Raw genomic sequence first — 18,242 nt, forward strand, 5'->3', positions numbered from 1 at the left:
TAATCTATTGGTTTTTAGTATATAGTGTTGGAAGTTGTTTGTTGGTGTTTTTTTGAATTGTTTAATACGAGATTAAAGAATTGTTTTTTTTCTATATTTGCCAAAACTGTAAGGAAATATAGCTAAATATCGGTTACCTTCGTTTTCGTTTTAGATCAAAAAAACAAAAAAATTAGTATAACCCATCTCCAAAATGGGATTTACTACAGCGGAGCTATACCAAAGCGTTTGCGGATATATAAAAAAATAAAAGATAATTATGAAAAAAATAATTTTTGCTTTCCTCTTTTGTACCGTTTTTATGGTTTCGTACCAAATAAAAGCACAAAATATACTACAAGCAAAAGATTTGAGTACCGTAAGTGTAGACCAACTTTCGGAAGCAGATATTGTTAAAATTCAAGCTCAGCTTCAAAGCAACAACCTTACTATAGATCAAGCAGAGCCGATGTTGCTCTCCAAGGGTATGAGTGCCAGCGAGTTTATAAAACTAAAGAGTAAAATAGCAGCAAATGCACCAAAAACAGCCTCCGAAAAATCTAGTGCATCGAGTTCTGGCAGAAAACAAATAGCCATAACCAACTCTATTGTAAAAGATACTTTAAATACGTTGGTTTTTGGGTCCGAACTTTTCTCTAACCCTACCTTAAATTTTTCGCCGGATTTACAATTAGCAACCCCAGTTAATTATGTTTTAGGCCCAGGAGATGAATTACAAATAAGCATATATGGCGTGCAGCAATATTCTGCCAATGCTTTAGTTACTGCAGAAGGCAAAATTGCAGTGGATTATGTCGGGCAACTATCTGTAGCCGGAATGACTATTGAAGCAGCCACCCAAAAAATTAAAAATGCCATAGCAGGCGTATACAGCACCGTATCCTCTGGACAATCTAAGGTAAGCATAAGTTTGGCACAAATACGGACCATTAAGGTCACTATAGTGGGCGCCAAACAACCCGGAAATTATTCTGTATCCTCACTGGCATCGGTTTATAATGCGTTGCATGTGGCGGGAGGACCTTCCAAAAACGGAAGCTACCGTAATATAGAACTTATTCGGAACAACAAAGTTTATAAATATATTGATATCTACGACTTTTTGGTCAAAGGAGACCAATCTAGTAATGTAAGTCTGAAAGACAATGACGTAATCCGTATTCCGGCATATAGCACCAGAGTTACTATAGAAGGCGAAGTAAAACGCCCTGGGATTTTTGAGTTAAAAAAAGGAGAACATTTTGCTAATTTGGTTTCTTTTGCATCTGGTTTCTCAGAATCGGCTTATACGGCTTCTGTAAATGTAGTGCAAAAAACAAGCAAAGAGTTTAAAGTAAAAGATATTGCTCAAAGTGAATTTAAAAATTATTTACCACAATCTGGAGATGTTTTTAAAGTAACTAAAATTTTAGATCGATTTGAAAACAGAATTAAAATAACTGGTGCCGTGTTTAGGCCGGATTTTTATTCCTTTACAGAAGGCATGCAAATCACGGATCTGATCGCCCTGGCAGAAGGACTAAAAGAAGATGCCTATACCAACCGAGCACGTATTATTCGTCTCAAAGAAGACCTCACCACCGAAATAATTAACGTAGATCTAAAGGCTGCTTTATCTGGAGAAGCTACAGCAAATCAGCCCCTAAAGCGCGAAGACCTCGTTACCATCTATTCGGTTTTAGATTTTAAAGAAGAATATAAAATAACCATAAACGGAGAAATTCAAAAACCAGGGACTTACAATTATTTTGAAGGATTATCCCTCAATGATGTAATCATAGAATCTGGAGGACTAACTGGATCTGCCTCAAAACGAGTAGAAATTGCGCGCATGCTCAAGGCCGAAAGCATTGATGCAGCAAGTGATGCTCGAATAAAATTATTCAATATTGAAATTACACCCGACAACAACGAACAAACAAAGGATTTTATTTTAGAGCCATTTGACGTAATCAATGTTAGAAAATTAGCCGTTTATGAAAAACCACAAACCGTAACCGTAAGTGGCGAAGTTACCTACCAAGGTAATTATGTATTGGCATTAAAAGAAGAAAAAATTTACAACATGATAGTAAGAGCAGGAGGTTTAAAAAAGACTGCCGATATAAATGGAGTAAGAATAAAACGTCTTATAAAAGAAGAACAAATTGAAGCCATAGCCAATGTAGCGGCATCCGATAGCCTTAAAGACGAATTAACCAATCGATTAAAAAACAAATTAAAATACGCCACAATACCCATCAATTGGGAAAGCATTGTCAAGAATAGAAACAGTTCTTCTAATATTCGGTTGTTTGAAGGGGACGAAATTGTTGTGTCTTCTTACAATGAAAGTATAAAAGTAACCGGAAATGTGTTGTTAAATTCGGAGATGCCCTATAGCAAAGGCAAAAGCTTTAAATACTATCTAGATGCCGTAGGAGGAGTAGATGCCAAAGGTTGGAAAAGAAAAGCCTATATCATATATCCTAACGGAAAAGCAGCAGTGTCCAAATCTTTTTTGTTTATCCGAAGCACTCCTAAGGTTCTAGCAGGATCACAAATTGTAGTGCCCGAAAAACCAGAAGTTAGAAAATTAAGCACCGGAGAGTTTGTGAGTATTGCAGGAGTTTTGGCAAGTTTGGCAGGGGTAATTATTGCAATTTTAAGATAAAATAGAAATGAGTAAAGACATAAAACAAAATTTTAATGATGAAATTTCGTTAAAGGAACTCCTTGAAAAAGGAAAGGAGTGGTATACATTTTTACTTTCAAAATGGAAAATAATTTTGTTTGCAGCTGCTATAGGTTCTGTATTAGGAGTAACTTATTCTCTTATAAAAAAACCGGTTTACACAGCAACGCTTACATTTGTAGTTGAAGATGATAAATCAGGAGGTGGTTTAGGAAGTGCACTGGGTTTAGCAAGTTCTTTAGGTGTTAATTTAGGAGGAGGTGGTGGTAGTGTTTTCTCTGGTTCAAACTTAATGGAGTTGTTTAAGTCTCGTGCTATGGTAGAGAAAACGTTATTAAGTAATGTTGTTGTTAATGGGAAAGAAATTTCATTGGCAGAAATGTATATTCAAGATCAAGGCTGGAGAGAAAAGTGGAATAAAAATGCTCAACTAAGTAAAATCAGTTTTCAGCGCAAAAACAATAAGGAGCAATTTAGTAGGGTACAAGACAGTATTTTTGGGGAAATTTTTAACAATTTGTCTAAAAACAGTTTGAATGTTGAGCAGAAAGATATCAAAGTATCAATAATTAATATTGATGTATCTTCTACTAATGAACTTTTTTCTAAAATGTTTACCGAAGGTTTAGTTAAGCAAGTGTCAAACTTTTATATTGATACTAAAAGCAAAAAATCACGAGAAAATATGCTGATTTTAGAGCATCAAACGGATTCTATTAGACGTGCTTTAAATGGAGCGATTACAGGTGTTGCTGTTGCTAATGACAATACTTTTAACTTGAATCCTGCACTTAATGTAAAAAGAGTACCATCTGCTCGCAGACAGGTAGATGTTCAGGCTAATACCGCTATTTTAACAGAGTTGGTTAAGCAAACTGAATTAGCAAAGGTTACACTTCGAAAAGACACTCCTTTAATTCAAGTCATAGATAAACCTATCTTGCCTTTGCCAAAAGAAAAATTTGGTATAGTAAAGGGCGTTTTACTAGGAGGTATGTTTTTTGGTTTTTTGACCGTTTTAACATTAGTGATTAAACAATTTTTAAAACAATTACAATAATTAATCTATGGTTTAAGAAAACCAGTAAAATTTTAGAAAATAATAAATATGAAAAAAATTGCCATAATTGGTCTAGGATATGTAGGATTGCCACTTGCAAGATTATTTGCAACTAAATTTAAGGTTGTTGGTTTTGATATTAATGCAAACAGAATAGCTAGTTTACGTTCAGGAACAGATACTACTTTAGAGGTTTCTGATACTGTTTTACAAGAGGTACTTGTTGATAGTTTTAATACTATTTCAAATGGATTACTATGTTCGTCTAAGTTGGAGGATATAGCTGATTGCAACTATTATATTGTTACAGTTCCTACCCCAGTTGACAAGAATAACAGGCCTGATTTGACACCATTATACAAGTCTAGTGAAACCGTAGGTAAGGTGCTTAAAAAGGGAGATATTGTTATTTATGAATCAACAGTATATCCCGGAGTTACCGAAGATGAATGTGTACCTGTTTTAGAGCGTGTGTCAGGTTTAAAATTTAATGTTGACTTCTTTGCGGGTTATTCTCCTGAAAGAATCAATCCAGGGGACAAAGAACATACTGTAGAAAAAATATTAAAAGTAACTGCTGGATCTACACCAGAAGTTGGTAAAATAGTTGATAATTTGTACAAGTCTGTGATTACGGCAGGGACTCATTTAGCTCCTACTATTAAGGTTGCAGAAGCTGCTAAAGTCATTGAGAATTCACAACGCGATATAAATATTGCTTTCGTTAACGAGTTAGCTAAAATTTTCAACTTAATGGATATTGATACACATGCCGTATTAGAAGCAGCAGGTACAAAATGGAACTTTTTACCTTTTAAGCCAGGATTAGTTGGAGGACATTGTATAGGTGTAGATCCATACTATCTTGCACAAAGAGCTCAAGAATTTGGATACCATCCTGAAATTATTCTGGCGGGTCGACGTTTAAATGACAGTATGGGAGAATATGTAGCGTCCCAAGTTGTTAAAATAATGATTAAAAAAGGTATCGCAATTAATAATTCAAGTTTATTAATGTTAGGAATTACTTTCAAAGAGAATTGCCCAGATGTACGTAATACTAAAATTGTAGATGTTATTGCTGCTCTAGTTGATTATGGTATCAAAGTTACTATATACGATCCTTGGGCAAATCCAACAGAAGTAATGCACGAATATCAATTAAAGACTACTACTAATCTTCCTAATGAAAAATTTGATGCAGTTGTACTGGGTGTAGCTCACAAGGAGTTTTTAGATTTAGATGTAAATATTTTGAAAAAAGAAAATAGTATTATTTATGATGTAAAGGGGGTTTCTAATTTCAAAGTTGATGGTAAACTTTAATTGATTAATAATTGAACACATTTGTTAAACATACTTTTATATACTTTTTAAGTAAAGGTCTTCCAGGGATACTCTCTTTTTTAGCAATATTATACTATTCCAAAAATTTAAGCCCTGAAGATTATGGGGTCTATTCCCTTATTATAAGTGTTGTAGGTATTATTAATATTGTTTGTTTTGATTGGTTTCGTTTTGGAATGTCTCGCTTTCTGCCAGAATATATCGCTAATGATGAGCGAGATGTATTCCTTTTGTTCGTAAAAAATAAAATGAGAATAGCTATTCTCATTTTTATTTTTGTATGTTTATTTTTCTATATATTCTTACCGTTTTTCCCTAATGTTAAAATTAATAGAGACTTTATTTTATATGTAGGCATATTAGTAGTTTTGCAGTATGTTTTTACATTATTTACCCAAATTTTTATTACAGAGCTTAAACCTACTAATTATATGTGGGCTAATTTCATTAGAGCTTTTTTTGCAGTATTTGTTAGTGTACTACTTGTTTATTTTGGATTTGGTTATTTAAGTTTAATCATTGGAGCAATAGCGAGTTTTTTATTTTCTACCATTTATTCTTTATTTAAAATTAAATTTCCAAAAAGCAAATTAAAATTTACTATTGATAAAGATTTATTAAAAAAAATAACTTATTACAGTTTGCCATTATCTGCTTCAGCAGGATTAAGCTTTTTTTTATCATATTCAAATCGTTTTATTATTAATCATTTTCGAAGTGTTGAAGAAACGGGTTTGTTTTCTTTGGGCTATGACTTTAGTCAACAGACTATTGGGGTGTTTATTTCAATAGCGGCAACTTCAGCTTTTCCAATTGCGATGAAATTATTTACAGAACAAGGAAATACTAAAACATTGCACTCACATATGAATAAATCGTTATTAATGATTTTTTTTATAGCGCTACCTATTGTGATTATTTTTTGCGCTACATCTGTTGATTTGATACATTTAGTGTTGGGTAATAAATTCTCACAATTAGATGTTCTTTTTTTACCAATAATATCGATCAATGCATTTATATTGGGTATAAAAAGTTTTTATCTGGATCTTTTTTTTTATTTGAAAAAAGAAACCAAATTTCAAATGATAATATTATTAGTTGTGACAATTATCAATATTGCTTTAAATCTTATTTTTGTTCCAAGATATGGGTATATAGCAGCAGTGTGGTGTAGTTTAGTTACAAGTACAATTGCAGTTGTAACAACTTATTTTGTTACTAGAAAAATTATATTCATACCTATATATTTTAAACCAATCATGAAAATAATTATTTCGGCATTATGTATGTTGTTGGTTATGAAGTATTTTGGAAATGTTTCAAGTATTAAATGGCTGGCTTTTAAACTCATTTCAGGAGTTTTAGTGTTTTTATTTATGGCCGTTTTATTAAATAAAAATATGATCAATTATATTTTAAAATATTTTAATAGGCCTTAATGATGTATTTATTTAAAATTTTATCGAATCTATTTGGTTATAATGTTTCTATAAAGATTAATTCTTTACGAAATTATTTGCTTTCTATTTCGTTGTCTTCAAAGTTGAACATGGAAAAAGAACTGGCTCGCTTTCAATACCCAATTAAAATCCAAGGCTTTAAAAATATTAAAATTGGTAAAAATTTTACAAGTGGTAAAAATTTTAGAATTCAAGCCATTGATAAATATAATGGATTTACATATAGTCCTCACATTAATATAGGAGATAATGTGGTTATAAATCCGAATTGCCAAATTGTAGCTATTGATAACATATCTATTGGTAATAATGTTTTGATTGCTAGTAACGTATTTATTTCGGATCATTCACATGGGGATAAATTTTTTAAAGATATTGAAACGCCGCCAGCTTTAAGGAAATTAGACTCAAAAGGGAGTATTTCAATTGCTGAGAATGTGTGGGTAGGTCAAAATGTCTCTATTTTATCTAATGTCTCTATTGGAAGAAATGCAATAATAGGAGCCAACTCTGTAGTTACTAAAGATATTCCTGAATATGCCATAGCCGCTGGTATACCCGCAAAAGTTATAAAAATTTTAAAAATAAATAATGTTAGTGAGTAGTGAAAAATCTAAAAGGTTAAATACGTATGTTTTTTCATTATTGTTGTTTGTAGGGGTTTTTTTTCCAACGTCATCAAAAGGAATCATGAGTGTTAAATTTTCATTCATTGCTTTTGCAATATTGTTTATAATTTGCACTTTTTTCTTAAAAAAAAGAATAACTAAGTCTTCTTTAATTTTATTCTTATTAGTTAATGGTTCTTTATTTTTTTTCACGATTCCAGCTAGCTTTTTAATTAAAAATTATTCATTTGGAATTTATCCAAATTTTTTATTCCTAAGTTGTCTTTTTTTTCTGGATCTTAAGAGTATACAGGTTAACAAGAGTATTAATCTCTTCTTTTTAATTTGTAGTTATTTAGTAATTACTTTAGGTATTGGAATAATTTTTAGAATTATCCCTATCGTAAATTTTATCTTGGATTATTATACTGCGGGATACGACGCTTTATTGCCTAATATGCTGTCCGGTCTTAAGCCAGTTACTACTTTTGCAACGCATTCTATTGCTGCACTATTTCTTTTTCTTTTTTTCTACTTAAATATTAAAGCATATAAAAGTTTGAAAAAAAATATTTATTTACTAACTGCAATTATATTTTTACTATTGTTGTTGTTCATTAGGTCAAATAGTGCATTAGTTTTTATTTCTTTTTCATTATTTATTTTATTTAAATTGTTTAAATCTAATAAGTCTAGTTTGGGTTACTTTACTTTAATTATTATTGCTATCATCATATATTTTACATTCGTAGATGATACTTTAATTGTTTTTCTAAATAATTTTGATATTTCGGTGATCCTTTCTAGTGATAAAAACGGACTGCAAGGTCGTTATTCATCAGCTTCACCATTACAAGTTACGATGGACTATATATTAAGTCACCCCTTTTCCCCGTTAGGTCTTACTTATTCAGATAAATTATACTATAGTGATTCAGGTTTTATTCTCTATTTCCTTCGAGGTTCAATTTTTTTACTGTTTGGTGTTTACTTTGGTTTCATATCTTTAATAAAAAACAATCTTTTCAACAATAGAGAGGCTAACTTCTTTATCTTTTTCATACTACTCTTTGAAATAGGGTACCCTGTCTTAATATATGTTAGACTTTTATATTTTATTCCATTTTATGTAGTATATAGTAATCATTTAGAAAGAACATCCAATGAAAGTTAATGCATACACCACAGGTTTTCTTGCTCCAAGTGCTCGTTATAGAGTTAGACAACTTATACCCTATCTTGAAAATGAAAATGTTATAGTAAATGAAATTTATTCTAAAGCCGGAGCTTTTCCTCCTCCAAATAAAATAGATCAACTTAAGTGGGCTTTTGATAATATTAGTGAAAACACATTTAAAGTAATGCGTCAACCAGAGGCTGATGTAACATGGTTACAAAAGGTTATGTTTTCAAAACATTATACTTTTGAACGATTTTTAAAAAAACCATTAATCTTTGATGTTGACGATGCTATTTTCTTAAAAAACAATGGTTTTTTTGCTCAAAAAATTGCTGATAGAGCTGATAGAATGATTTGTGGAAATGATTTTCTAGCAGATTATTTTTCAAATTTTAATGCTAATATAGATGTTATCCCTACCTCTGTTGATGTTTCTAAGTACGACGCAATTGCAAAAGTATATAGTAGTAACACGTTCTATATTTTATGGACTGGTACTAGTTCAGGTTATCCATTTGTTTACGAAATGGAGCAAGCTTTAAAAATTATTGTTGATAAATATGATTTTGTTAAAATTAAAATTGTATCTAATGCACCACCAGTTTTTAAGTTCTTAGAAAAGGATGATTTTGAATTTTCATATTGGACAGAAGAAATAGAATTTAGCTCTATTAAGAATTCAGATTTAGGTATTATGCCTTTGCCTGATAATGATCAGACAAAGGGTAAGTGTAGTTATAAAATGCTATGTTATATGGCAGGAAAATTACCAGTTGTAGTTTCCGCAGTAGGTATGAATAATGATGTTTTGAAATTAGGAGAAATAGGTCTTGGAGTTACTAATAATAGTGAATGGGTTAATGCTATTGAAGAAATTATTCAATCAAAAACAATGCATGAAAAATTCGCATTGAACGGTTATAATGTTGTTTTAAATCACTTTGACGTTAATGTTGTTGCAAAAAAGATCTATAAAAGTTTTAATGAAGTAATATGATAGTAGCTAAGGTGTACAGAAAATTAAAAGACATATTTTGCCAATTATATATGAGTGGATCTGCTTACGCTAGGTTTAAAGGTGTTATTGTAGGTAATAATTGTCGTATTATTACGAAAGAATTTGGGACTGAACCCTGGTTGATTGAAATAGGTAATAATGTTACTATTACACATGGTGTTAAAATTTTGACACATGATGGTAGTACTTGGCTTTTTAATGATGAAAAAGGGAGGCGCTTTTTATATAAAAAGGTTAAAATTGGGAATAATGTTTTTATTGGTGTAAATTCAGTTATTATGCCAGGTGTTATAATAGAAGATAAGGTTGTTATAGCTGCTGGTACAATTGTTACTAAATCAATCCCTAAAGGCGTTATTGTTGGAGGTAATCCAGTTAAAATATTAGGTCTTTATGAAGATTATGAAAAAAATGTTTTAGAAAATTATGTTTCTAAAGAAAATATGGATTTCTCTTTATCGTATAAAAACAGAATAAATAAAGTGGTTGATGAAAGTAGTAAGCAATATATAACAATTGATGGATAAATTTGTTAATAGCAAGGTTTTAATCGTCCTGCCTAATAATAAATTAGGAGGAGCCGAGCAAGTTTTATTGATGATTGTTAAAGCATTAGTAAAGAAAGATTATTTAATTGATGTCTATTTTTTAAATTACTTTAAAAATGGTGGTTGGAATGAAATTGAAAATGTAAAGTACTTTATTTTAGATAATGGTAATGAAAAATTAGGGTTCATAAAATTTTTCTTTAAGATGTTGTTTAGTCGAAAACATTATAAGTTAGCCCTAACATCACATATAGCTTGTACATCTTTAGTAGGTGTGTTAAATTCATTACGGTTTTTAAATATTGATAGGGTAGTATGTAGAGAATCAACTTCAGTATTTAAAAGATTTTCAGGTTTTAAGAAAAAAAGTTATGAGTTATTATATTGGATTGGTTACAGGAAAATAGATCTTTTAATTTGTCAAACTAACTTCATGAAAGATCAATTAGTTGCAAATTTACCTTACCTAGAGAGCAGAACCCAAATTAAAGTGATGGACAATCCAATTGATTTAAACTCAATTGCAAAGTTGTCCTCAAATAATGTTGATGTATTTGATGACAAACAAAAAATAAATAAAATTATTGTTACAGCAGGCCGTTTGATTCATGAAAAAGGGTTTGATATTTTAATTGATAGTGTTAAGGTATTAATTGACACATACAGTCCCAATATTTGTCTCTATATTTTAGGCGATGGACCTGATAGAGATACACTGCAAGCGCAAATAAATGATGCCAACTTAAATGATAATGTTTTTTTATTGGGATTTCAGACTAATGTTTATCCATTCTTTAAAAAAGCAGACGTTTGCATTGTTTCCTCAAGAATAGAAGGGTTTCCAAATGTGCTTTTACAAATGATGTCTCAGAATATAAATGTGATTTCTACTGATTGTGCAGGGGGTATCAAAGATATTCCGGGTATTATCTTAGCGGTTACGACAGATGTAGAAGGTATTTCGGATGCTCTAAAAATGAGTTTGAATAATTGTGTTTTAAGAAATAGATTTTTATTTGATAAAATTTTAAGTAAAAGAGATAGTGATGAATATTTAAAAAACATTTTAAATGAAATTAATCTTTAATTTTTACATTTTATTGTTACTACAGGTAAGTTGTAATAGCCAGAGTTTTATTAAACAAAGAGTTCCTTTAATCTATAAAAATACAAATAAAACTTCAAAAGTAATTATTAGCTCTGAAATGAATATCTTAAAGGCAAAAGCGTTTCAATTAAAGCAAGCTTTGCCTAAAAATTATGACGTTACAGGCAAAGTGGATTACACGACAATTATACAAGATGTAATTGATAAAAATAGCTGCGTTGTTTTTCCAGATTTCCCATTATTGATAAATAGTAAGGGACTCACGTTAAGAAGCAATAGTACACTATTTTTTGGTAAAAAATCAAAATTATTTCTATTAGGCAATGAAGAAGTTGGTTATGAAGTTTTAAGAATTCATAACATAAAAGATGTTTCATTATATGCTCCAACAATTATAGGAGAAAGAGATGCTCATATTGGCACAAAAGGCGAATGGGGTATGGGGATATCTATTAGAGGAAGTGAGGAAGTGAACATATATAATCCAAACATATCAAATTGTTGGGGGGATGGTATATATATTGGAACAGGAAAAGGTGTAAACAAAAATATTGTTATAAAAAATGCCTTTTTAGATAATAATAGGAGAAATGGAATTTCGGTAATATCTGCAATTAATTTACGGATAATTAGCCCATTAATAACAAATACAAATGGTATTAATCCAATGGCTGGAATTGATGTTGAACCAAACAGCAATAAAGAAGAATTGCAAAATATAAACATTATTGATGCTATAACTTTCAATAATAAAAATAGAGGCATTTTAGTGGCTTTAAATAATTTTTACGGAACTGCAACAAAAGATGTTTCAATTAATATTGATAATCATATGGATGATCAATCTGGTTTTGGGATAGGTATGTCACTTGATTCAGAAGATTCTTCAGTAAGAAATAGTGTTAAGGGGGTTATCAATATTAATAATTCAATTTGGAAAAAAAATAAGATTGATGCGATTCAATATTATGATTTAAAAAATGATCAAATAAAAATTAATTTTATTAATAGTATCATTGACAATAAGAATACAAGTAAAGCAAAAATGAACGTTTTAAAATTTAAATATAAAAATTTTGATTGGGTTAAATTCAAATAACACGAATTAATCAAACTTAAATTAGCAATGAAAAAACTAATACGTATAACAACGGTACCGGTTTCATTAAGGATATTATTGAAAGGGCAATGTAAATTCATGTCTAATTATTACCAAGTTATTGGGATATCTTCAAATGGTTCTGAATTAAAAGAAGTAAGTATAGATGAAGGAATTACTGTTATACCGGTACGGATGACTAGGGTAATATCTCCAATTAAAGATATTATAGCAGTTTATAATTTATTTCGAATTTTTAAAAAACAAAAACCATTGATTGTACATACACATACCCCAAAAGCAGGCACCGTGGGTATGCTTGCGGCAAAGTTAGCGGGTGTGCCTAATAGACTACATACTATTGCAGGATTGCCTTTGCTTGAAGCAAAAGGTTACAAAAGAAAGCTTTTAAATTTTGTTGAAAAAATCACTTATAGTTGTGCAACTATGATTTACCCTAATTCATTCGGTTTAAAAGAAATAATTCTTAATGAAAAATTTTGTAAACCTACAAAATTGAAAGTAATAGCAAATGGTAGTTCTAACGGAATAAATACTAGTCATTTTAGTAGAGAAGCTGTTCAAAACATTAGTATTAATAAAGAAGAATTAGGTATATTAGAAAATGATTTTGTGTTTATTTTTGTAGGTAGACTAGTGTCAGATAAAGGATTGAATGAATTAATACAAGCTTTTAAAATTTTAAGTTCAGACTATCAACATGTAAAATTACTTTTAGTTGGAGGTTTTGAGAATGATCTGGACCCTTTGTTACCAGAAACATTAATTCAAATTAATAAAAATAATACAATTATACCTGTTGGATATCAACAGGATGTACGCCCTTATTTTGCTATTGCTAATGTTCTTGTTTTTCCCAGTTATAGAGAAGGGTTTCCTAATGTTGTTATGCAAGCAGGAGCTATGGGTTTGCCTTCAATTGTTTCGGATATTAATGGATGCAACGAAATTATTACTGAAGGCGAGAATGGATTCATCATACCAGTTAAAGATGCAAATGCAATTCAGGAGGCAATGAAAAAAATTATTGAAGAACCATTTGTATATAATAAATTGAAAGAAAAAGCTCGAAAAAAGATCGTTGATAACTATGAACAAAAAGTAGTTTGGGAAGCATTATTACAGGAATATAAAAGTTTAGAGAAAAATGGATAAAATAAATAAACCAATTTTTTTATCAGGATTAAATGGATTAAGGACTATTGCTGCAATAGGAGTTTTACTTTCTCATATTAATTTAAGTTTGCAAAATTTTGGTGTCAAAACAATTTCATTATTTGGTTTTAACGAAAAAGGAATTCAAAAAAGCTGGGTATTAGGAGAACACGGCGTGACAATGTTTTTTGTACTGAGTGGTTTTTTGATCACTTTTTTGTTATTAAAAGAATATGAAAAGACTGGAGCTATAAGAATAAAAGATTTTTATATTAGAAGAGCTTTGCGAATTTGGCCTTTATACTATTTGTATATTTTTTTAGTTTTAATTACAATATTTTCATTTTTTAAATTTGACTTCAATCTACTTTTGTACTTAACTTTTTTTGCAAATATTCCTTTTATAAATAATGCCACTTATCCAGCTATGGGTCATTTATGGTCTATTTCTGTAGAAGAGCAATTTTACTTGTTTTGGCCTTTTTTATTTTTATTTTTAATTAAAAATAAATTTATTAAAAAATTATCTATAGTAATATTTGTATTTGCTTTCTTCAGAATTTTTATTTGGTACATAAAACCTTTTTCTATACCCGCACTTATATCTGTCGTAAATAGGTTTGACTGTATGATGTTTGGCGCTTTAGGAGCTTATTTGTTTTTTAAAGAGAATGTAATTGTTAAATATTTAAACTCTAAAATAGTTCAATTGATTGCATGGGCAATAATGTTCTTGTTAGTTATTAATGTTTTTCAATTTCTGAATTCAATTTCTGAATTCAATTATTGAAATTTTTATTGTTGAGCTAATTACCTTTATTATCATAATAGGTCAAATTAAGGTTGAAAATAGAGTTGTTAATTTAGAAAATAAAGCTATGTCATATTTGGGTAAACTATCATTTGGGATATATGTGTACCATCCATTGATTATTTTAGTATTATCTAGATTTTTAACTATTAATGAAATTTATAGCTCAAACGAATTAATTTATACATTTGGCATTTTTATATTGACTATTTTATTTACACTATTAGTATCACATTTAAGTTATTATAAATTTGAAAAGAATTTTTTAAAACTTAAACATAAGTTTTCGGTTATTAAATCAACAAATGATATATCTGATGTACATTAAATTCTTTAAAAGAATAATCGATCTCTGTGCTGCTTTAATAGGATTGATAGTCTTAAGCCCAGTTTTAGGGATAGTAACTATAGGACTATATTTTGCAAACCAAGGAAAACCATTCTTTTTTCAATTAAGACCTGGATTAAACGGAGTGATCTTTAAAATTATTAAGTTCAAAACCATGAATGACAAAAAAGACCCTGACGGTAATTTATTACCAGATGCAGCACGTCTTACTAAAATTGGTGTTTTTGTTCGCAAAACCTCATTAGACGAAATTCCGCAATTAGTAAATGTGCTAAAAGGAGATATGAGTTTGATAGGTCCAAGGCCGTTATTGCCACAATACGTGCCTTTATATAACGATTTTCAAAAAAAGAGACATGATGTAAAACCCGGAATTACTGGTTGGGCACAAGTCAATGGGCGCAACGCCATATCTTGGGATAAAAAATTTGAATACGATGTATGGTACACCCAACATATAAGTTTAAAATTAGACACAAAAATATTTTTTTTAACCATTAAAAAAGTATTTGTAAGCGAGGGTATAAACATGCAAGGTCAAGTAACCACCGAAGCATTTAAAGGAAATTAAAATGTATTTATTTGGAGCAAGCGGTCATTGTAAAGTAATAATTGATATTATTGAAAATGAAAATAAACAAAAGATAGACGCAATATTAGACGATAATCCAAAAAATAATACATTAGTTAATAGTAATGTAATAAAACCGGACAGTGTTAAATTTAAGGCTACGGATTCTTTATTTATTGCAATTGGGAATAATTATATCAGAAAAAAAATCAGTCAGTTATATAAATTAAAATCTCCTGTTTTAACACATCCCAAAGCAATAGTAGCCTCAAGTGTAAAAATTGGAGAAGGCACAGTTATTATGGCTGGATCTATCATAAACCCGGATGTAATAATAAACAAACATTGTATCATTAATACTGGAGCAATAGTTGAACATGATTCTGTTTTAGAAAGTTTTGTACATATATCTCCAAATGCTTCTATAGCAGGTAATGTTGAAATTAAAGAAGGAACTCATGTTGGAATAGGTTCTTGTGTTATTCAAGGAGTAAAAATCGGTAAGTGGGTAACCATTGGTGCAGGAGCTGTTATAACCAAAAACATTCCAGATTATGCAGTAGTAGTAGGCAATCCAGGTAGAATAATAAAATATAATAAAGAATATGAATAATTCAAAAATATGGCTTTCTTCCCCACACATGGGAGGAAACGAACAAAAATATGTACAAGAAGCTTTTGATACTAATTGGGTAGCACCATTGGGGCCAAATGTGAATGGTTTAGAACAAGATTTAGAATCTTATTTAGGTGCTAACGCCCATGTTGGAGCCTTGAGCTCTGGGACAGCAGCCATACATTTGGGTTTAATTTTATTGGGAGTACAAGCAGGAGATACCGTTATTTGTCAGAGCATGACGTTTTCGGCATCTGCAAATCCTATTTTGTATTTAGGAGCTACGCCAATTTTTATAGACAGCGAGCCCGAAACCTGGAACCTTTGTCCCATAGCTTTAGAACAAGCCATTGTAGCCAGTATTGCAAATGCCCAAAAACCCAAAGCAATTATAGCTGTGCACCTATATGGAGTGCCATATAAGGTAGATGAAATTCATGCCATTGCGGATAAATATCAAATTCCGGTGTTAGAGGATAGTGCCGAGGCATTAGGGAGTAGTTACAAACAACAAAAATGTGGCACCTTTGGGGATATTGGTGTTTTGTCTTTTAATGGCAATAAAATTATAACCACTTCTGGAGGTGGTGCCATAGTTGCCAAAACGAAGGACTTAAAAGAAAAAGCAATTTTTTATGCCACCCAATCTAGAGATGCTGCACCGCATTACCAGCACAGCCACATTGGCTACAACTACAGAATGAGCAATATATGCGCAGGTATCGGTAGAGGTCAAATGGAAGTTATAGACCATCATGTAAATTTGCGCAGACAAATGCACGCATTTTATGTAGATTTATTCCAAAATATTGCTGCGGTCACGGTTTTTACCACACCAGAGAGCAATTCGTTTGCTAATTATTGGTTGAGTGCCATTGTGGTCACTCCAGATGTAGATAAGGGCATCACTGCCGAAGCACTCCGGTTGGCTCTTGAGGCTGCTAATATAGAATCGCGTCCCTTATGGAAGCCCATGCATTTGCAGCCAATTTTTGAGAGTTATCCTTACTACGGAACCACGATCTCCGAGCAGTTGTTTGCAAATGGATTGTGCTTGCCCTCTGGTTCCAACCTTACCGATTTAGAAAGAGAACGAATTAAAAAAGCGGTGTTTGGCTTTTTTGAGCCAAAATAATTATTTAAACAATACGTTAACAATCTTTAGTAATAGTAATAAAATGATACTAGAAAAAACAGAAATACAAGATCTAGTGGTAGTGCAACCTGCCGTTTTTGAAGACGAAAGAGGGTATTTTTTTGAAGCCTATAACAAAGAAAAACTAAGCAATCAAGGAGTTGCAATTACCTTTGTTCAAGACAACCAATCTTTTTCTAAAAAAGGCACCCTTAGAGGATTGCATTACCAAAACCCACCGTATGCACAAACTAAATTAATCCGTGTACTAGATGGAGAAATTATTGATGTAGCCGTAGATTTAAGAAAAGATTCTCCGACCTACGGAAAATCGTTTAGTATTTTATTGTCTTCAGAAAACAAAAAACAATTGTTGGTGCCACAGGGGTTTGCTCACGGATTTTCGGTGCTAAGTGCAACCGCTACAGTGATGTATAAATGTGATAATTATTATAACAAAGAAAGCGAAGGAGGAATTCGTTTTGACGATCCAACCCTAAATATAGACTGGGGGATGGATGCAAAAGATGCGATACTTTCGGACAAAGATTTGATTTTGCCTAGTTTTGAAAACTGTAACAGCCAATTTTAATGAAAAAAATCTTAGTCACAGGCGCAACAGGACAGTTAGGTAGGGAGCTACAGCTTCTATCTGGAGCGTATACACAATACCAATGGGTTTTTGCCGATAGAGCTACAATTACTTTAGATAATTTGCCTCTTTTGGAGCGTCAGTTAGCCACGATCCAGCCAAATATAGTCATAAATTGTGGCGCTTTTACGGCAGTAGACAAAGCAGAATCCCAGCAACAATTGGCAGATACTGTTAACCATCTGGCAGTGGGAGTACTTGCCGCTTGGACCACTACTCATGGAGCGCAAATGCTACATGTTTCTACCGATTATGTTTTTGATGGCAATGCTGCATCTGCTCGTACTGAAGAGGCGCAAACCAATCCGATAAATGTGTATGGAGCCACTAAATTGTTAGGAGAGCAATTGTGCTTGCAAAACAACCCAGAGGCAATAATCCTCAGAACCTCTTGGGTATATTCTAGCTTTGGAAATAATTTTGTCAAAACCATGTCTGCCTTGATGCAAGAAAGAGATAGTCTAAATGTAGTGCAAGACCAAATAGGTTCGCCAACCTATGCAGCCGATTTAGCCCAAGCAATAGTGGATATACTAACGGGTCCTAAATGGGTTGCGGGGATTTATAATTTTTCTAATCAAGGAGAGGTTAGTTGGTATGAATTTGCTTTGGCAATACAACAAATTGGTGGTTTTAGTTGCAAGATAACCGGAATACCATCTTCGGCATATCCCACACCCGCCAAAAGACCTTTTTATTCTCTATTGGATAAAACCAAAATTGCACATACCTTTGGGGTAGCAGTGCCCCATTATAAAGAAAGCCTAAAAAAAGCGATGGCTTTGATTGAAGCAAAAAAATAAAAGCACGTATTTTAAAATAATTTA

At 31.3% G+C, this 18,242-nt stretch carries 18 protein-coding genes; all 18 read left to right on the forward strand.

The genetic code is table 11. The features are described from left to right. Positions 1-259: 259 nt before the first annotated feature. The 18 genes from LB076_RS05400 (at position 260) to rfbD (ending at position 18,218) form a co-directional block, all read left to right on the forward strand. Positions 260-2,653, forward strand: a complete 2,394-nt coding sequence (locus LB076_RS05400) for an SLBB domain-containing protein (protein WP_066334032.1) — start codon at positions 260-262, stop codon at positions 2,651-2,653. Between the two features lie 7 nt (positions 2,654-2,660). Further along, positions 2,661-3,734 carry a Wzz/FepE/Etk N-terminal domain-containing protein gene (locus LB076_RS05405; RefSeq protein WP_066334030.1) on the forward strand — a complete coding sequence of 358 codons (1,074 nt, stop codon included), beginning with the start codon at positions 2,661-2,663 and terminating at the stop codon, positions 3,732-3,734. 48 nt (positions 3,735-3,782) lie between these two features. Beyond that, the gene (locus LB076_RS05410) at positions 3,783-5,060 is read left to right on the forward strand and encodes a nucleotide sugar dehydrogenase (protein ID WP_066334025.1); all 1,278 of its coding nucleotides are present in this window, start codon (positions 3,783-3,785) and stop codon (positions 5,058-5,060) included. Positions 5,061-5,071: 11 nt separating this feature from the next. Further along, positions 5,072-6,523, forward strand: coding sequence for an oligosaccharide flippase family protein (locus LB076_RS05415; RefSeq protein ID WP_078055270.1), 1,452 nt, complete (start codon positions 5,072-5,074; stop codon positions 6,521-6,523). Positions 6,524-6,633: 110 nt separating this feature from the next. Beyond that, positions 6,634-7,149: an LbetaH domain-containing protein gene (locus LB076_RS05420; protein ID WP_176699278.1), complete on the forward strand. Its 516-nt coding sequence runs from the start codon at positions 6,634-6,636 to the stop codon at positions 7,147-7,149. Next, positions 7,136-8,326, forward strand: coding sequence for a hypothetical protein (locus LB076_RS13825; RefSeq protein WP_141672823.1), 1,191 nt, complete (start codon positions 7,136-7,138; stop codon positions 8,324-8,326). The genes LB076_RS05420 and LB076_RS13825 overlap by 14 nt, the downstream gene beginning before the upstream one ends. After that, entirely contained in the window at positions 8,316-9,329 is a 1,014-nt protein-coding gene (locus tag LB076_RS13615; RefSeq protein WP_078055269.1) for a glycosyltransferase family protein, read from the forward strand. Before LB076_RS13825 ends, LB076_RS13615 begins: the two co-directional genes overlap by 11 nt. After that, positions 9,326-9,877: an acyltransferase gene (locus tag LB076_RS05440; protein ID WP_066334010.1), complete on the forward strand. Its 552-nt coding sequence runs from the start codon at positions 9,326-9,328 to the stop codon at positions 9,875-9,877. Before LB076_RS13615 ends, LB076_RS05440 begins: the two co-directional genes overlap by 4 nt. Then, on the forward strand, positions 9,870-10,985 hold the full coding sequence (locus tag LB076_RS05445; protein WP_066334007.1) for a glycosyltransferase: 1,116 nt from the start codon (positions 9,870-9,872) through the stop codon (positions 10,983-10,985). The genes LB076_RS05440 and LB076_RS05445 overlap by 8 nt, the downstream gene beginning before the upstream one ends. Then, the gene (locus tag LB076_RS05450; protein WP_066334004.1) at positions 10,969-12,105 is read left to right on the forward strand and encodes a right-handed parallel beta-helix repeat-containing protein; all 1,137 of its coding nucleotides are present in this window, start codon (positions 10,969-10,971) and stop codon (positions 12,103-12,105) included. Before LB076_RS05445 ends, LB076_RS05450 begins: the two co-directional genes overlap by 17 nt. Positions 12,106-12,132: 27 nt before the next feature. After that, positions 12,133-13,281: a glycosyltransferase family 4 protein gene (locus LB076_RS05455; RefSeq protein WP_078055268.1), complete on the forward strand. Its 1,149-nt coding sequence runs from the start codon at positions 12,133-12,135 to the stop codon at positions 13,279-13,281. Further along, positions 13,274-14,071, forward strand: a complete 798-nt coding sequence (locus LB076_RS05460) for an acyltransferase family protein (RefSeq protein ID WP_066334000.1) — start codon at positions 13,274-13,276, stop codon at positions 14,069-14,071. Before LB076_RS05455 ends, LB076_RS05460 begins: the two co-directional genes overlap by 8 nt. A 7-nt stretch (positions 14,072-14,078) precedes the next feature. After that, on the forward strand, positions 14,079-14,420 hold the full coding sequence (locus LB076_RS14165) for an acyltransferase family protein (protein WP_425598067.1): 342 nt from the start codon (positions 14,079-14,081) through the stop codon (positions 14,418-14,420). Continuing rightward, positions 14,410-15,012: a sugar transferase gene (locus LB076_RS05465; RefSeq protein WP_066333999.1), complete on the forward strand. Its 603-nt coding sequence runs from the start codon at positions 14,410-14,412 to the stop codon at positions 15,010-15,012. Before LB076_RS14165 ends, LB076_RS05465 begins: the two co-directional genes overlap by 11 nt. 1 nt (position 15,013) lies before the next feature. Beyond that, complete coding sequence (locus LB076_RS05470) at positions 15,014-15,625, forward strand: acetyltransferase (RefSeq protein ID WP_066333994.1); 612 nt, start codon at positions 15,014-15,016, stop codon at positions 15,623-15,625. Continuing rightward, positions 15,618-16,763: a DegT/DnrJ/EryC1/StrS family aminotransferase gene (locus LB076_RS05475; protein WP_066333991.1), complete on the forward strand. Its 1,146-nt coding sequence runs from the start codon at positions 15,618-15,620 to the stop codon at positions 16,761-16,763. The genes LB076_RS05470 and LB076_RS05475 overlap by 8 nt, the downstream gene beginning before the upstream one ends. Positions 16,764-16,806: 43 nt before the next feature. Next, positions 16,807-17,355, forward strand: a complete 549-nt coding sequence (rfbC, locus tag LB076_RS05480) for a dTDP-4-dehydrorhamnose 3,5-epimerase (RefSeq protein ID WP_066334249.1) — start codon at positions 16,807-16,809, stop codon at positions 17,353-17,355. Further along, positions 17,355-18,218: a dTDP-4-dehydrorhamnose reductase gene (gene rfbD, locus LB076_RS05485; protein ID WP_066333989.1), complete on the forward strand. Its 864-nt coding sequence runs from the start codon at positions 17,355-17,357 to the stop codon at positions 18,216-18,218. The genes rfbC and rfbD overlap by 1 nt, the downstream gene beginning before the upstream one ends. The last annotated feature ends 24 nt before the right edge of the window (positions 18,219-18,242 follow it).

It is taken from the genome of Flavobacterium crassostreae, assembly GCF_001831475.1.
In the GTDB taxonomy this organism is placed as follows: Bacteria; Bacteroidota; Bacteroidia; order Flavobacteriales; family Flavobacteriaceae; genus Flavobacterium; species Flavobacterium crassostreae.

What these genes read in the sequence shown, in the direction of transcription:
- LB076_RS05400 (WP_066334032.1), top strand. Translation starts at nt 260, where the DNA reads ATGAAAAAAATAATTTTTGCTTTCCTCTTTTGTACCGTTTTTATGGTT.
- rfbD (WP_066333989.1), top strand. Translation starts at nt 17,355, where the DNA reads ATGAAAAAAATCTTAGTCACAGGCGCAACAGGACAGTTAGGTAGGGAG.
- LB076_RS05465 (WP_066333999.1), top strand. Translation starts at nt 14,410, where the DNA reads ATGTACATTAAATTCTTTAAAAGAATAATCGATCTCTGTGCTGCTTTA.
- LB076_RS05450 (WP_066334004.1), top strand. Translation starts at nt 10,969, where the DNA reads ATGAAATTAATCTTTAATTTTTACATTTTATTGTTACTACAGGTAAGT.
- LB076_RS05420 (WP_176699278.1), top strand. Translation starts at nt 6,634, where the DNA reads ATGGAAAAAGAACTGGCTCGCTTTCAATACCCAATTAAAATCCAAGGC.
- LB076_RS05460 (WP_066334000.1), top strand. Translation starts at nt 13,274, where the DNA reads ATGGATAAAATAAATAAACCAATTTTTTTATCAGGATTAAATGGATTA.
- rfbC (WP_066334249.1), top strand. Translation starts at nt 16,807, where the DNA reads ATGATACTAGAAAAAACAGAAATACAAGATCTAGTGGTAGTGCAACCT.
- LB076_RS05410 (WP_066334025.1), top strand. Translation starts at nt 3,783, where the DNA reads ATGAAAAAAATTGCCATAATTGGTCTAGGATATGTAGGATTGCCACTT.
- LB076_RS05405 (WP_066334030.1), top strand. Translation starts at nt 2,661, where the DNA reads ATGAGTAAAGACATAAAACAAAATTTTAATGATGAAATTTCGTTAAAG.
- LB076_RS05475 (WP_066333991.1), top strand. Translation starts at nt 15,618, where the DNA reads ATGAATAATTCAAAAATATGGCTTTCTTCCCCACACATGGGAGGAAAC.
- LB076_RS13825 (WP_141672823.1), top strand. Translation starts at nt 7,136, where the DNA reads ATGTTAGTGAGTAGTGAAAAATCTAAAAGGTTAAATACGTATGTTTTT.
- LB076_RS05470 (WP_066333994.1), top strand. Translation starts at nt 15,014, where the DNA reads ATGTATTTATTTGGAGCAAGCGGTCATTGTAAAGTAATAATTGATATT.
- LB076_RS13615 (WP_078055269.1), top strand. Translation starts at nt 8,316, where the DNA reads ATGAAAGTTAATGCATACACCACAGGTTTTCTTGCTCCAAGTGCTCGT.
- LB076_RS05455 (WP_078055268.1), top strand. Translation starts at nt 12,133, where the DNA reads ATGAAAAAACTAATACGTATAACAACGGTACCGGTTTCATTAAGGATA.
- LB076_RS05445 (WP_066334007.1), top strand. Translation starts at nt 9,870, where the DNA reads ATGGATAAATTTGTTAATAGCAAGGTTTTAATCGTCCTGCCTAATAAT.
- LB076_RS05440 (WP_066334010.1), top strand. Translation starts at nt 9,326, where the DNA reads ATGATAGTAGCTAAGGTGTACAGAAAATTAAAAGACATATTTTGCCAA.